Origin of the sequence: Brevibacillus sedimenti (assembly GCF_020923495.1) — a bacterium.
Taxonomy (GTDB): Bacteria; Bacillota; Bacilli; order Brevibacillales; family Brevibacillaceae; genus Brevibacillus; species Brevibacillus aydinogluensis.
In genome coordinates, this window is the sequence record NZ_CP064048.1 from 420,641 (window position 1) to 434,794 (window position 14,154).

The following is a 14,154-nucleotide window of genomic DNA, read 5'->3' on the forward strand; positions in this document are numbered from 1 at the left end:
ACAACACAGTGGAACGCGAACTGGCACTGGAAGTGGTGCGTGTAACGGAAATGGCAGCGCTGGCCTCTTCCCACTGGTTGGGGCGCGGCAGGAAAAACGAGGCCGACGACGCGGCGACGAGCGCCATGCGCGCCATGTTTGAGACGATCAACATGCGCGGAACGGTTGTGATCGGCGAGGGCGAGCTGGACGAGGCGCCGATGCTTTACATCGGCGAAAAACTGGGGCATCCGGACGCGACCGGTCCGGAGGTGGACGTGGCCGTCGATCCGTTGGAAGGTACCACGATTGTCGCCAAAGGACACAACAACGCGATGTCGGTCGTGGCCATCGGCGACAAGGGGACGCTGCTGCACGCCCCTGACATGTACATGAGCAAAATGGCGGTGGGCAGGCGGGCCGCCGGCAAGATCAGCCTGGACGACCCGGTGGAAAAGATGATCGAAGTGGTGGCGGAAGCCAACAACAAGCGCGTTCAGGACGTCACCGTGATCATTCAGGAACGGGAGCGCCATCAGGCAATCATTGATGCTGTCCGGGAAAAAGGAGCGCGCGTCAAACTGTTCGGCGACGGCGACGTGGGCGCAGCCATCGCGGCCTGCATGCCGCATACGGGGATCGACTTGTTCCTCGGCACAGGCGGCGCACCGGAAGGCGTGATCAGCGCGGCGGCGATCAAATGCCTCGGCGGCGACATGCAGGCCAGGCTCCGGCCGCAAAACGAAGCGGAACGGCAGCGCTGCATCCGAATGGGGCTGGCTGATCCGGAGCAGCTGCTGACCCTGAACGATCTCGTCAAAGGAGACGACGCGATCTTTGCCGCTACCGGCGTTTCGGACGGAGAACTGCTGCAGGGCGTCCGCTACCTTGGGGACGACATGGTCGAGACCCACTCGATCGTGATGCGTGCCAAGACCAAAACGATCCGCTTTATCCGCGCGCTGCACAATCTCACCCACAAGCCCAATCTCGTGTGGAAGTAAGGGGGAAGAAAATGGCCAACGACCTGTTTTTCCTGTACGACGAGACCGAGGAGACCAAGACCCGGTTCGTCAGCTTTATGGGCGAAGCGACGCGCTTTGATCTGGCAATTACGACCACCAACCGCTTTTACGGCAAAAAACTGGTGATCAACATTCAGAACGGCCGCTCCGCCATCATCGGCGACGACGATCTGAAAGAGGAAGGCTACCTCGAGTACGCCTTCAACCTGAACGAAAAGGAAGCGGAAGAACTGCGCTCGTTTTTGCACACCGTCATTCCCTGATCCGGGACATGACAGACAAGGGACGGCCTGACCAACAGGCGCGTCCCTTTTTCACTGCGTGCACCTTGTCCTTTAACCGATCCGGTACACCCGCCCATTTCCCTCTGGACAACGCGCCACCCGGGCAGACGTCTCGTATACTGCAACATCAAAACAGACAATATGAGAGGAGTGCCACATCGCGCGATGCAACCGTATCCTTCTGCTCAATCAGTCAATTTTCCGTACGAGTCACGCAGCCAAGTACACCACAGGGAAGATCTCGCCGCTCCGGTGTTCTGGCGGCGGCGGAGACGGCATCCCCATTTTGATGTCATCATTCCCTTTGTCTTCCCGTTCGGTGGCTTCTACCCGTATTATTATCCCTTCTACCCGCCGTATCCTTACCCATTCTACCCGTTTTATCCGTTTTAGGCTGCCGAACGGTACCTACAGCGTGACGGCATGCCGCAGAGCCAAAGGCATCGATCCGCGCTCAACGGACGGTGCCTTGTTCCGTTTTTACGTGGCAGCTGTCGCCTGGCTGGCCGTCAAGAGAGCGAGCGGAAACCAATTCACAGGACACCACTGACTACATACTGACAGCCCGATCCATTGGATTCGGGCTGTTTTTACGATCAACTGTCAATGGTTTTTTACGATTCACGTTTTGGCGGGGTGGGACCTGCGGTGATCTTGTCCCGTTCGCGGTTGGCTCGCGGCGCATGTTGGCGGCGTTCTTTTCCGCCGTCGCGTCCGCCTTTTTCCCCCTTGGCGAACTTGCTCTTGTTGTCTCCCCGCTCATGGCGGCCGCTGCGCTCACCGGACGAGCCGCTCCGCTCGGTTCGCTCCTGTCTGCCGTGGCGCGGGTGAAAACGGCGGCGTTCCTTTCGTTCGATATACAGGGATGGTTCGTCCCTGTCCGATTCCTTGCGCTGTTCGGCATCCGTCCCCTCTGCTCCGTCTGCTGCTTCCTGCCCATGCTGGTCTGGCGAGGCCGGTTTTACCTTTTTCAGCACAAAATAGGGACAGCCAAAGTTGCAAAATTCGTGCAGGTACTCATCCAACGCGGCGATTCGCTGCTCGAACGGCACTTTGCGGTTGCTGTTGTCGTAAAACCCGCGCAGGCGCAACTGGCCGTAACCCCAATCCCCAACGATGTAATCGTACTTGTCGAGAATGTCACTGTAGCGTTCCTTGAACGCTTCCGGGTTCCACCCGTCGCGATTTTCCTCCATGACCTCGTACGTACCGGCTGGCGTGCGAATCAAGACCGCTTCCTCCTTACACTTTGCATACTACGTCCATCTTATCACATTTTTCGCAGAGGGAGTTAAATTTCCCACGAAAACTCCCCATCCGCGGGGGACACCCTAGCTGTAGGGGGTGGAACCATTGAAAAAAACATGGCTGTTTCCTGTTCTCGCAGGTCTTGCTTTGGTCGCGTCCGCTTGTACGCCAAATGCCGCTCCGAATGACCGTCATCCGGGCACAACGGTTCAACAAGCCGTTCCGCGCATGCATATGGACGGTATCGGCATGCGGAACAACGACGGCATAGGCGCCCGTCCTTTCGACGTTCTCGGTACGCGTCCCTTTGACGGCATGGGTATGCGCGACTACGATCTGGGCGTGAGAAACACACCGTACGGCACTGACTACATGAACAACAACTACAACGCGTACACCAGCGGCGCCCGCTCGTACAATGCCTTTACGGACGACGGACGGCGCCCGTTTGACGGTGTAGGCACTCCGTCGATTTATCGTGACCGCAGCCGCGTAGGCACGATGGCGACGACCATGCCGCGAATGGGCTTTGCCCAAATCGACCGGAAGCACGTCCGTACGGCCGGAGTGAATAATGTCTATGTCGACCGGGAGGCGCTGGCCCGCGCCGTGGGCAACGTGACTGCCAGCTGCCCGGGCGTGAACCGCTCCACCGTTCTCGTCACAGACGAGGAGATTTTCGTCGGCCTCAACACCCTGGGCGGGGACAACCGCGTGACCAAGGAACAGGCACGCATGGGCGCTCAGTCGATTGCACCTCGCTACTACAAGGTGTATGTGACCGACAACGCAAACGACATCGCCGAAATCGCCCGCATCGCCAGCCGCGCAAACAACGTCACGATGGGACGACACGCCGATGAACAGCGCAGCGTGGATGCCCTGATCAAGCGACTGGGCGGCAAGGTGGACGGCGAAGAAATGAAGACCAAAGGCTCCAAAATGACCACAACCACCCGCTAACGGCAACAAACCCCTATGACTGCCATAGGGGTTTGCTTTTTTGTCTACTTTGCCTGTGCGATCGATTCCTTGGCGGCGTTTGCCTGTTCGTGGGCGTGGTACGAGCTGCGCACCAGCGGACCTGCCTCCACGTGGCTGAAACCGCGCTTCATGCCTTCTTCCCTGAGGCGGGCAAACTCGTCGGGGTGGTAGTACTTTTCTACGGGCAGGTGTTTTTTGGTCGGCTGCAGGTACTGGCCGATGGTCATGATGTTGACATCGACCGCACGCAGATCGTCCATGGTTTCCAAAATCTCCTCGAACGTTTCACCTACCCCGATCATCAGGCTGGACTTGGTCGGGATGTCCGGCTGGAATTCCTTGGACTTTTTCAGCAGTTCCAGCGTCCGGTCGTACTTGGCGCGGGCCCGCACCCGGTCGGAGAGGCGGCGCACCGCTTCGATGTTGTGGTTAAGCACGTCAGGACGGGCATCCATGACCACTTTGAGCGCATCCCAGTTGCCCATGAAGTCGGGAATCAGCACCTCCACGGAGGCGAGCGGCAGACGGCGGCGTATCGCCTTGATCGTCTCTGCGAAGATCAGCGCCCCGCCGTCCGCCAGGTCATCGCGGGCAACCGAGGTGACGACGACGTGTTTCAGCCCCATCTGTTCCGCCGCTTCCGCCACGCGTTCCGGCTCGGCTCGGTCCAGTTCAGTCGGCAGACCGGTCTTCACGGCGCAAAAACGACAGGCCCGGGTACATATATCACCCAAAATCATGAAGGTGGCCGTACGATTGGCCCAGCACTCATGAATGTTGGGACACTTTGCTTCCTCGCATACGGTATGCAGCGTCTTGCTGCGCATGGTCTGCTTCAGTTCCTTGAAGTTGGCCAGTTCTTTTCCTGATACAAGGTTGATCTTGAGCCACTCCGGTTTGCGTAGCGTCATTGGGCTCACTCCTCATTGGACTTGGTCACCCTCCATTATAGAGGAATGCCTTTGGGGGGACAATATCCGCTCCCGTTTCGGGTGTATGTATGCCCGCCACACTCGCGACCTAGCGAAGCCCGCCGGGAAAATCCACATACCCAGTCGGTGAAATCCGCGGGACCTGTCCGTGAAATGGTCGCGTTACAGCCGGTGCACCTTGTGCCAGTCCGATCCCCGCAGGTACGGTTCCAACAGCGTGAGCTCCCGCTGCTGGCAGGTGAACAGGAACACCTGGTGCTCTTCGCTCAACTCCGCCACATAGGCCAGCGTCCGCTCCAGCCGCTCCTGATCGTAGTGGGCAAAATGGTCGTCGAGAAACAGCGGCAATGGCTCCGTCTGCCGACTGACCAGACGCAGCAGCGCCACCCGCTGTGCAAAGTGGAGCTGATCCTGCGTGCCCAGGGAACACTGTTCCTGCTCCACGACCCGCTGCCGGACGGGTTCCAGCAGCCGGACCGCAAACCGTTCGCGCGGGTCCAGCCGCACGTCCCGGTACTTGCCGCCCGTGATCCGGGCCATCACATCGGAAGCCAGTCCGTTCAACACAGGGGAGACGTCCCGATTCCATTCCGCCAAAGCCTCCCGCAGCGTGTCACGGGCCAACTGCAGCGCTTCCCTTCTCATCTGCAGGCTGCGCAGGGCGGCGATGGCGTCCTCGTATTCACTGCGTGCCCGCGCAACCGATACGGAATCATGGCTCCCCATCTCGCCCGATGCCCGGGCGATTTGCTCACGCAGTTCCTGCAGCCGCTCTTCCGTCTCCTTCAAGGACTGTACGAGGCCATCCCGTTCCCGGTCCCGTTCCGCTTTTTCCGCTTCCAATATGGAGCGCAGCTCATCCCCCCAGCGGGCGAGCAGCCGCGCTTCTTCCTCGCGCCGCTTCCACTCCTCCGTCTGCCTGTCCGCTTCCCGCTGCCGGCTCATGTTCAGCAGCGCTTCCCGAAGCTGGAGAAACGCGACCCAATCAGCCGCGTTCCATGCCTGATAAATCTCGCGAAGTGTTGCTTCCAGGCGGTCCGCCTCCTGCTGCAAGCGCCGCCACTCCTCGATGACGGCCGGCACGTGCTGGTTTCCGCGTGCACGTCTGCGCCTCAATGTACCGACCGCAGCCAAGAGGACTGCCAGTACGCCGGCAATCCAGCCATACGTTCCTTTCCCCGCCAGGAAAGCACCTGCCGCTGCCGCCAACAGCAGGCCGCTTCCCGCCCGCAACAACCGATCTGAAGAAAATTTTCCCGTCGCTTTTTGCCGCGGCCGCTCCGTTCCGACGATGGCGGATGCGGCCAGGCTATTTACCTGTTCCCGGCAGGTTTCCCACGCCTTGCGCAATTCGAGGGCCCGCTGGTAGTCGGCTTCCAGCCGTTCCCGTTCCGTTTCCGATCCCGTATCGGCATCAGAGGCAGATCGGGCGGCCAGCGCAGCCAACAGCTCCCGCGTTTCCCGGTGCAGACGGCGCTCTTCCGCGGTGACGGCATTTTCTTCCCACGCTTCCCACTGTTCAGGAGAAGGAGCAATGTAGCTTTGGCGCCAGCGCGCCTGCCATTCCGCCTCTGCCTCCTGCACCCTGTGCAGGCGCTGCCGCAGCTTTTCCCGCGTCCGCTCCCGTTCTTGCCGCTCCGCTTCCCAATCCGCGATCTGCCGGGCCAGCCTGCTAGCAGCAGCCCACCCCGCTTCCGCTTCGGCCAGGGCACGCTCTTTTTGTGCGACGCGCGCACCTGCTTTTCCCAGGAGCGTATTGTCCGCCCGCTCCTTTTTCCCGATCGTCGCCAGTTCCCGCTCCAGTTCCGCCAGGACCCGATTGACCGCCGGGTCGGCTTCGTCCGTACCCAGCGATGGCAGCAGGTGCTCAGCCGCCGCCATCTGTTCCCGCCTGATCCAGGTGACATCGGTAAACAGGCTGCGCGTCAACCCGAGGTGCAGCTCGAGAAAATTGCGCTCCTTTCGCCGGTCTTCCTGGTACAGGCCGGTTACCTCCGACCAGTCCGGATTGAGAAACAGCCGCGCCTGCTCCCGCTCCTTTTCCAACCAGCGGTGCAGCCGGTATGATTTGCCCGCCACTTCGTACTGGACGATGGTTTCGTACGTCCCGCCATCCCAGGGCAGGTACTTCTCGTACTCCGGCAGGTAGCGGGCCGTCCGGACGTAGTCTTTTTTCATCCCGTACAGCGCGGCAAACAGCCCCTCCAGCAGGGTGGATTTGCCCGCTTCGTTGGGGGCGCAAAACAGGTTGATCCCTGGGGCAAAGCGAAAGACCGCGTCACGCCACTTGCCAAATCCCCGCAGCTGCAGTTCGTCGATTTTCACCGCAAGATCCCCCCGATCCGCGCCAGCGCTTCCCGGCGAGCCATCCTGGCGATGTCACGCTGCCACTCGTCGGCACCTTCCGCCTCTGCTTCCGCCAGCTTGGACAGCCATCTGCCCCAGACACCGGATTGTGCTTGCAGCTGGTCAGCGTCCAGATCGGGCCAGGTGCGATCCGTGCACTGCACGTAAAAGAAGCGGGACAGCCGCTGCTCCACCACTTCCACCGGCGGGGTGAAATGGGCGGACCTCTCCCCTGTCAGGGTCAAATACAGCAGACAGTCGTCCTCCTCGTCGGCCAGCTCCCGCTCCAGCACATTGACGAGCTGTTCCGTCGTCTCCGCCCCCGCAACGTCCACCTCCCGCCTGGAGATGATGCGGCTTTGCACCGGCACGTGCTCCAGCCGGAGGCGTCCGTCTTTCTCCAACTCGCCGTACATGACAAAACGCTCCCCCGCTTCTTTGGCGGAGAGCCCTTCCGGCGAACCGGGATAGGCGGCAAACGGCGCCTGGCTGACCGGGTGGAGAAACACGGCCGGCTTGTGGATGTGGCCCAGCGCGATGTAGTCCATGCCTGCTGCAGCCATTTCTTCCAGCGTCATCGGCGCGTACGGATGGTGCCCGTCCGCCCCGCCGTTAACCACGCTGCCATGCAGCACCATCAGGTGGTGCCGATACCCGTGCAGCCGGCCGGGAAAGGCGGGCAGCGGCGATTCGTACACGTGCGGCTGGGGGAAACCCCATCCGTAGACGACGCATGATTTGTCCGGGAATTCGTACGCCCCCCATTCCGGTGTAAACCAGAAAACATTGCCCGGCCACTCCAGCGTCTGGTAATAGGAGTCGGGATGCCACGGATCGTGATTGCCCGGCGCGATGCAGACCGGCACCGGCGCCACGCTGGCAAACAAATCGCGCAAAAAAAGCGCGGTGGAGCGCCTCCCTCCGTGGTATTCCAGCAGGTCTCCGGCGATCAGCCAGAAATCGGCCTGCTTGTCCAGCACCAGGTCGCGGATGGTGCGCATCGTCCGGCGAAAGTCCTCCTGCCTGAGCTCGTACAGGGCGGACAATGTCTGAAGCGGCGCATCCAAATGGACGTCCGCGGTATGGATAAACCTCAGCATGTGAACCTCCCCGACATGACAGCGCCCCGCTGCCGTGTTACACTTTGGTCAACGGTTGTATCGTCACGCGAACATATTTTCTCTTTCATGATACAGGAAGCAACAACCGATTGAAAAGGAGCGATTGCGATGCGAATAGCGTACCTGGACTGTTTTTCCGGGCTCAGCGGCGACATGATGCTGGCCGCGCTGGTCGACGCGGGGGCAGACCGCGATCGAATCGAACAGGAATTGCGCAAACTGCCGCTGGGACCGTTTCGACTGGAGTGGAAAACCGTCGTCAAAAAAGGCGTCAGCGCACTAAAACTGGACGTTGTCGATGAGGAACAGGAACGCGCCCGCGGGCTGAAGACGCTGCCCGTCTTGGCCGGAAGCCATCACGCACAAGGTGAGCACAGTCATGAGCATCAGCACCACCACGGCCACGGTCACGGGCATCACCATCACGGCCACCACCATCACGATCACAGTCACGAGCATCGCGGCCACGATCACCATCACCACGACCACAACCACCATCACCGCCGCTACAAGGAGATCGCAGAGATAATTGAAGCAGCCGATTTGGCACCGCGGGTCGCCGCCCGGGCTCAGGCCGTGTTTGAAAAAATCGCGGTCGCCGAGGCAAAAATCCACAACGTCCCTGTGGAAACCGTCCACTTTCACGAAGTGGGGGCACTTGATTCGATCGTGGACATTGTCGGGATCGCCCTGGCCCTGGAAGACCTGGAGATCGACCGGTTGTACGCCGGTCCCGTCCCCACCGGAAACGGCTATGTCCGCTGCGACCACGGACTCTATCCGGTCCCCGCTCCGGCGACGATGGAACTGCTCAAAGGCATTCCCTTGCGCCAAACCGACATCCAAAAGGAGCTGACCACTCCCACAGGGGCAGGCGTCGCGGCAGCCCTGGTCCGCCAATTTGGGCCGCTGCCGGCGATGACCGTGGAAGCGATCGGCTACGGGGCGGGCACGCGCGATCTGCCCGACCAGCCCAACGTCCTGCGCGTCCTGATCGGCCATCCCTGCTGAGCAAAAAAACAGCCTTGCCCGCTTGTCAGCGGACAAGGCTGTCGCAGACTGAAGACAAACTGTTTGTTTATTGAGTGTCCACATGGAAACGATCTTCCATCTTTTCCAGGCCGAAAGGCCTGCACATTGATCAACCGAAGGTGGAGAAAAAGGACATGGCATGGAGTGATGGGCCAAGCGAGCTCCTTTGACGACCTGCTCAGCGGAAAAACGCTAGACGCGGGGTATACAGGGGGCACAAGTCTCACTTCATTGAAATACCCAGATGTTTGCCCCCTGCCCGCGTCGCGTTTTGAAGCGGATGCCGCCAACTTCTTTGCTGGTCGTCAAGAGAGCGAGCCGGCCCGATCACCCATGTGCCACGGACTTTGTCTACACGCTGAAACAGCCTTGCCCGCTTGTCAGCGGACAAGGCTGTCGTTTTTTCACTAGCGGAGCAGGCGAATAAACTCGCGCATGAACCCTGGCAGATCCGGCCAGGCGTGAGCCGATACCAGATTGCCGTGCACGTGCAGCGTGTCGGTCTTGTAAACGGCGCCGCACGCTTCCACATCGGGACGGCATGCCTGGTAGGCGGTCAATTCCCGGCCGCGCAGGTGTTCCTTGACCAGAGTCAGGACTTGCGAGCCGTGGCAGATTACCGCGACCGGCTTGTTTGCTTCAAAGAAGTGGGCGAGGATCGGCTTTAAGTGTTCGTTCAGCCTGATGTACTCCGGCGCCCGTCCCCCGGGAATGATCAGGCCGTCGTACTCTTCCGCCCTGACGTCGGCAAACGCGACGTGGGAAGACAGCTGGTAGGCGGGTTTTTCCGTGTACGTCTCGCTGTGTGCTTCAAAATCGTGACAGACCGTGTGCAGCGTCTTTTTGGCGGGGGAAGCGATCACCGCTTCAAATCCCTCTTCCAGGCAGCGGTAGTACGGATAAAAGACTTCCAGTGCCTCCACCGCGTCACCGGTGACAATTAACACCTTTTTACTCATCGCACAGCCTCCCTGCGTCTTTCTGAGGAAACTCTTCCTCCCTTTTCCATTTCTCCACGCAGCCTGTTTCCTCCTGCCTGGACTGTGCCTGTGCAGATTCCGCCAGCAGCAGCGCCTGCTGGTACACCTGTTTCAGCGGCACTCCGGCCTGCTTTGCCAACCGGGCGCAGACATCGTATTCCGGCGCCGCCTGCACCCGCTCACCCCGATGGTAGCCCAGCTTGACCGGCACGTCTCCCCACTCGGTGGTCACGGTCACGACACGGCGCGCCAGCCTGTGACAGGAAACGGGGAAATAGCGAACGCCAAAGGTGGTCGTCTCCCGAAACAGGATGGATTTCAGCTCGTCCAGCCGGCTGCCGTAGCACAATGCCTGCAGCAGCACGCCTGGACGGCTCTTTTTCATCGTCGCAGGCAAAAAGTGGACATCGTTGGCTCCCGCTGCCAACAGCCTGTCCAACACATGGGACAGCCACTCGGGACTGCTGTCGTCCAGGTTGGCCTGGAGCAGGTACATTCCTTCGTCAATGTGTTCCTCTTCGTGCTGCCGCCGTTCCTTGACGACAGGCACGTCGCTCCCGTTCCCCCGCGTATCGCTCTCCAGCCGGATCACCGCCACTCCTTCCCCGTACTCCACCTGCGTAATCCGGCCGTCAAGCCGAGCGAGCGGCCGGGCGCCCACTGCCTTGAGCCACAGCATGGCAAGCGGGGAGAACTTTTCTGGCGGCCAGTTCTCTTCGCGGATCATCCAGCCCTCAAGCAGTGTCAACAGCGGAACAGGCAGACCGGCAGGGACGGGCAGGCACTGTATCCCCAGTTGGAGACGATGATCGTTTGCCGGCAGGAGTGTCGTCAGTGTCCGCAGCGCTTTCTCTTCCGCCGCCCAGTCGTCCTCCCGGCAAAACGAGCGGTACAACGCTGCGCGTTGCAGGATGGCCGCCGCGTGTTCGTCTGCGGAGAAACGGTCCGTTCCCCCGGCGGGCATAAGGCGCATCAGCGGTTCGGCCAGTTCGCGCAAAAACAGCGGCCGTTCGCTGCGTATGACCAGTTTCATCATCACCCCTCCTTTTGGCACGATTCCTTTTCTTGCATCATACACCAATCCAGCTTGCAGCGCCTGCCGTTTGCGTATGCCATTTGGCAAAAAGTAATGCGGATAATGCGGCCAGGCTGGCAGAAACTACAACGAGAAACTACCTGGCTGGAGGGAGACAAAATGTTTGTTTTCCGCCTAATCGTTCAGATCAGCTTGTGTTTGACAGTTTCCACCTGTCTGCTGTCTTCCGCTGCAACCGCTGCTTCCTCTGTCTCGTCCGGCACACAGGACGATTCCATCTTCAAGGAGCGGCTGGAGTTGTTCCAGCAGATGGAACTGGTCTACGGTATCCCCTGGCCGTATTTGGCGGCCATTGATCAATACGAACGAAGCATGCAGAGACGGACCAAACAGGATTCCCCTGAAAAGGAGCAGCAGCGGCGCTTGACCGCAATTAACATTCCCCCTGCCCGGTGGTGTGGAGAGCTGAATCCTGAGGATGACGACACGGACCCGGTATCCATCCGCTTTTTTGGCGGAATCGGAGCAGACGGGGACGGGGACGGAAAAGCGGACCGCAACAACGACATGGACGTGCTTGCGGCGATGATCCGCTTCCTCGCCTCGTACGGCTTCCAGCATGACGACTGGCGCATCGGCTTGTGGGCCTATTACAAGTGGGATTGGGCGGTCAAGACCATCACCCAGTTTGCCGCCGTGTACAACAAGTACCAGCGGCTGGATCTGCACGACCACCACTTCCCCATCCCCAAACGGTACAACTACAGCTACCACAGCACATGGGGCGATCCGCGCGGCTGGGGCGGGCGACGCATCCATGAAGGGACGGACATCTTTGCCGGATACGGGACACCCGTGCTTAGCACAGGGTACGGCGTAATCGAAGTGGTCGGCTGGAACCGGTACGGCGGGTGGCGCATCGGCATGCGCGACATGAACAACATCTATCACTACTTTGCCCACCTTTCCTCGTTCCGAAAGGGGCTGAAGCCGGGAGACATCGTCGAACCGGGAGAAGTGCTGGGCTACGTCGGCAGTTCCGGCTACGGCAAACCGGGTACATCCGGCAAGTTTCCCCCCCACCTGCACTACGGCATGTACCGGGACAGAGGCTACAGCGAATGGGCGTTTGACCCGTATCCCTATCTGAAACGCTGGGAGCGGCAAATGTACAGCAAAAAGAAGAAGCGGTGAGCAGCCGCTTCTTCTCAGACTGAAGACAAACGGTTCATTGAGTTAGCGGCCACAAAAATGATTCCCAGGCCGAAAGGCCTGCCTATTCATCAACCGAAGCGAAAAGACAATGGGCATCGCATGGCGGGATGGGCCAAGCGAGCTCCTTTGACGACCGACTCAGCGGAAAAACGAAGACGCGGGGACCAACAGGGGACACAAGTCTCACTTCCTCGAAATACCCAGATGTTTGTCCCCTGCCCGCGTCTCGTTTTGGAGCGGACATCATTCGCTTCTGTGCTGGGCGTCAAGCGAGCGAGCGGGCCCGATCTCCCATGCGCCGCAGACTTTGTCTACACGCTGAGAAGAAGCGGTGAGCGGCCGCTTCTTTTTTTGACAGCCCTTTCCTGTCCTACATACAATGGAAACAGAAAAACTGGACAACCATAAGAGGTGATACGCCATGGGCGTTCTCACGATGCAAAATCCGGCCACCGGCGAAATCCTCGGCGAACTGGCGGAAGCGACGCCAGACGAGGTGCGCCTGGCGATGGAACGAGCCAGGCAAGCGTTTCCGGGTTGGTCAGCGCGGCCGCTTCCGGAGCGGCTCCACTACCTGACTCGACTGCGCCACTGCCTGGCGGAGCAGGCAGAAACACTGGCGGGAAAAATCAGCGCTGACACCGGAAAACCTACGCTGGAAGCGCTCATGACGGAAATCTTTATCACGGCCGACACGATCCGTTTCTACGAAAAGCACGCGAAGCGCATGCTGTCCCCCAGACGGGTGCCCACGCCGCTGGTGCTGTGGCCGAAACGGTCGTCCATCCACTACAAACCGCTGGGCGTGGTCGCCGTCATTTCGCCGTGGAATTACCCGTTCCAGCTTTCCGTCATTCCTGCCCTTTCCGCGCTGGCGGCCGGCAACACGGTCCTCTTGAAGCCGTCGGAAGTCACGCCGTACACCGGCCTGGTCATGGAAGAACTGTTCCGGACCATCGGCTTCCCCGAGGGCGTCATCCAGGTGCTTCACGGCGGCAGGGAGGTGGGGCAGGCGCTGGTGGCTGCCAGGCCGGACAAAATTTTCTTCACCGGCTCGGCGGCGACGGGCCGCGCCATCATGAAGCAGGCCGCGGAATATCTGATCCCGGTAGAGCTGGAACTGGGCGGCAAGGACCCGATGATCGTCTTTGCCGACGCCCATTTGGAGCGGGCCGCCAATGCCGCCGTCTGGGGCGCGTTTACCAACGCGGGACAGGTCTGCATGTCCGTCGAGCGTCTCTACGTCGAGCAAAGCGTATACCCGCAGTTCGTGGAGCTGGTCAAGGCGAAGACGGCAGCGCTGCGCCAAGGTTTTCCCCGACAGGCCGACATCGGCTCGATGACCTTTCCCCGGCAGGCCGAGATTGTCCGGGACCACGTGGCCGACGCCATCGCCAAGGGAGCCGTGGTGGAGATCGGAGGCCGCTTTGACGAAGACGGGATGTTTCTGTCCCCGACCGTCCTGACGGGCGTGACGCACGCGATGAAAATCATGCGTGAGGAGACGTTTGGCCCCGTCCTGCCGATCATGTCCTTTTCCTCCGAGGCTGAAGCGATCCGTCTGGCGAACGACTCGCCGTACGGGCTGAACGCGTCCGTCTGGTCGCAGGACGAAACAAAGGCCAAGCGGGTCGCCCTCCAGCTGGAAACCGGCAACGTCTGCATCAACGACTGCCTGGTCAGCTTCGCCAACCCGCATCTGCCCTTTGGCGGCGTGAAGCAGAGCGGCATTGGCCGCTACCGCGGTCCGGAAGGCTTGCGCGCGTTCACCCACGCCGTCTCCGTCATACACGATCCCGGCAGGCAAAAACGGGAGGTCAACTGGTATCCCTACACCGAGGAGCAGGAGACGATGTTTGTCGGGCTGATCAAAGCCCTGTTCGGCAGGGAACGAAAATGGAACCGCCAGGCCCTTTTGGCAGCCTGGCGGGAGTGGAAGCGTCTGCAGGAATAGCGGACGCCCTTTTTTGCC

The 14,154-nt window shown here is 60.4% G+C and carries 12 protein-coding genes; 6 read left to right on the plus strand and 6 right to left on the minus strand.

The annotated features are described in order from the left end of the window. The first annotated feature begins 8 nt into the window (after positions 1 to 8). Both glpX and IRT44_RS02110 read left to right on the plus strand, forming a co-directional pair. On the plus strand, positions 9 to 983 hold the full coding sequence (gene glpX, locus IRT44_RS02105; RefSeq protein ID WP_171566914.1) for a class II fructose-bisphosphatase: 975 nt from the start codon (positions 9 to 11) through the stop codon (positions 981 to 983). Between the two features lie 11 nt (positions 984 to 994). Beyond that, positions 995 to 1,267, plus strand: a complete 273-nt coding sequence (locus tag IRT44_RS02110) for a DUF3055 domain-containing protein (protein ID WP_171566913.1) — start codon at positions 995 to 997, stop codon at positions 1,265 to 1,267. A gap of 635 nt (positions 1,268 to 1,902) precedes the next feature. On the opposite strand, the gene IRT44_RS02115 is transcribed toward IRT44_RS02110, so the two are convergent. After that, positions 1,903 to 2,517 carry a YutD family protein gene (locus IRT44_RS02115; RefSeq protein WP_230077358.1) on the minus strand — a complete coding sequence of 205 codons (615 nt, stop codon included), beginning with the start codon at positions 2,515 to 2,517 and terminating at the stop codon, positions 1,903 to 1,905. 115 nt (positions 2,518 to 2,632) lie between these two features. On the opposite strand from IRT44_RS02115, the gene IRT44_RS02120 reads away from it, so the two are divergent. Continuing rightward, positions 2,633 to 3,499: a YhcN/YlaJ family sporulation lipoprotein gene (locus IRT44_RS02120; protein WP_230077359.1), complete on the plus strand. Its 867-nt coding sequence runs from the start codon at positions 2,633 to 2,635 to the stop codon at positions 3,497 to 3,499. Between the two features lie 44 nt (positions 3,500 to 3,543). Here IRT44_RS02120 and lipA read toward each other — a convergent pair whose 3' ends face one another. From lipA to IRT44_RS02135, 3 genes are all read right to left on the minus strand, one after another. Then, positions 3,544 to 4,431, minus strand: coding sequence for a lipoyl synthase (gene lipA / locus IRT44_RS02125; RefSeq protein WP_171566911.1), 888 nt, complete (start codon positions 4,429 to 4,431; stop codon positions 3,544 to 3,546). A gap of 183 nt (positions 4,432 to 4,614) precedes the next feature. Continuing rightward, a complete protein-coding gene (locus tag IRT44_RS02130) occupies positions 4,615 to 6,777 on the minus strand; it encodes an ATP-binding protein (RefSeq protein WP_230077360.1) in 2,163 nt (720 codons plus the stop codon). Then, entirely contained in the window at positions 6,774 to 7,898 is a 1,125-nt protein-coding gene (locus tag IRT44_RS02135; protein WP_230077361.1) for a metallophosphoesterase family protein, read from the minus strand. Before IRT44_RS02135 ends, IRT44_RS02130 begins: the two co-directional genes overlap by 4 nt. 129 nt (positions 7,899 to 8,027) lie before the next feature. Between IRT44_RS02135 and IRT44_RS02140 the strand changes: the two genes are divergently transcribed. Continuing rightward, complete coding sequence (locus tag IRT44_RS02140) at positions 8,028 to 8,930, plus strand: nickel pincer cofactor biosynthesis protein LarC (RefSeq protein ID WP_212132140.1); 903 nt, start codon at positions 8,028 to 8,030, stop codon at positions 8,928 to 8,930. Between the two features lie 428 nt (positions 8,931 to 9,358). Here the strand turns inward: IRT44_RS02140 and IRT44_RS02145 are convergent, their stop codons facing one another. Together IRT44_RS02145 and larC are read right to left on the minus strand one after the other, a co-directional pair. Beyond that, positions 9,359 to 9,910, minus strand: a complete 552-nt coding sequence (locus IRT44_RS02145) for a DJ-1/PfpI family protein (RefSeq protein ID WP_171566907.1) — start codon at positions 9,908 to 9,910, stop codon at positions 9,359 to 9,361. After that, the gene (larC, locus tag IRT44_RS02150) at positions 9,903 to 10,964 is read right to left on the minus strand and encodes a nickel pincer cofactor biosynthesis protein LarC2 (protein ID WP_230077362.1); all 1,062 of its coding nucleotides are present in this window, start codon (positions 10,962 to 10,964) and stop codon (positions 9,903 to 9,905) included. The genes IRT44_RS02145 and larC overlap by 8 nt, the downstream gene beginning before the upstream one ends. A gap of 162 nt (positions 10,965 to 11,126) precedes the next feature. Here larC and IRT44_RS02155 point away from each other — a divergent pair, with 162 nt between their 5' ends. Further along, on the plus strand, positions 11,127 to 12,161 hold the full coding sequence (locus IRT44_RS02155; protein ID WP_171566905.1) for a M23 family metallopeptidase: 1,035 nt from the start codon (positions 11,127 to 11,129) through the stop codon (positions 12,159 to 12,161). Positions 12,162 to 12,603: 442 nt separating this feature from the next. Then, positions 12,604 to 14,136, plus strand: coding sequence for an aldehyde dehydrogenase family protein (locus IRT44_RS02160; RefSeq protein WP_230077363.1), 1,533 nt, complete (start codon positions 12,604 to 12,606; stop codon positions 14,134 to 14,136). Positions 14,137 to 14,154: the final 18 nt, after the last annotated feature.

What these genes read in the sequence shown, in the direction of transcription:
- IRT44_RS02110 (WP_171566913.1), top strand. Translation starts at nt 995, where the DNA reads ATGGCCAACGACCTGTTTTTCCTGTACGACGAGACCGAGGAGACCAAG.
- IRT44_RS02155 (WP_171566905.1), top strand. Translation starts at nt 11,127, where the DNA reads ATGTTTGTTTTCCGCCTAATCGTTCAGATCAGCTTGTGTTTGACAGTT.
- larC (WP_230077362.1), bottom strand. Translation starts at nt 10,964, where the DNA reads ATGAAACTGGTCATACGCAGCGAACGGCCGCTGTTTTTGCGCGAACTG.
- lipA (WP_171566911.1), bottom strand. Translation starts at nt 4,431, where the DNA reads ATGACGCTACGCAAACCGGAGTGGCTCAAGATCAACCTTGTATCAGGA.
- IRT44_RS02160 (WP_230077363.1), top strand. Translation starts at nt 12,604, where the DNA reads ATGGGCGTTCTCACGATGCAAAATCCGGCCACCGGCGAAATCCTCGGC.
- IRT44_RS02145 (WP_171566907.1), bottom strand. Translation starts at nt 9,910, where the DNA reads ATGAGTAAAAAGGTGTTAATTGTCACCGGTGACGCGGTGGAGGCACTG.
- IRT44_RS02140 (WP_212132140.1), top strand. Translation starts at nt 8,028, where the DNA reads ATGCGAATAGCGTACCTGGACTGTTTTTCCGGGCTCAGCGGCGACATG.
- IRT44_RS02135 (WP_230077361.1), bottom strand. Translation starts at nt 7,898, where the DNA reads ATGCTGAGGTTTATCCATACCGCGGACGTCCATTTGGATGCGCCGCTT.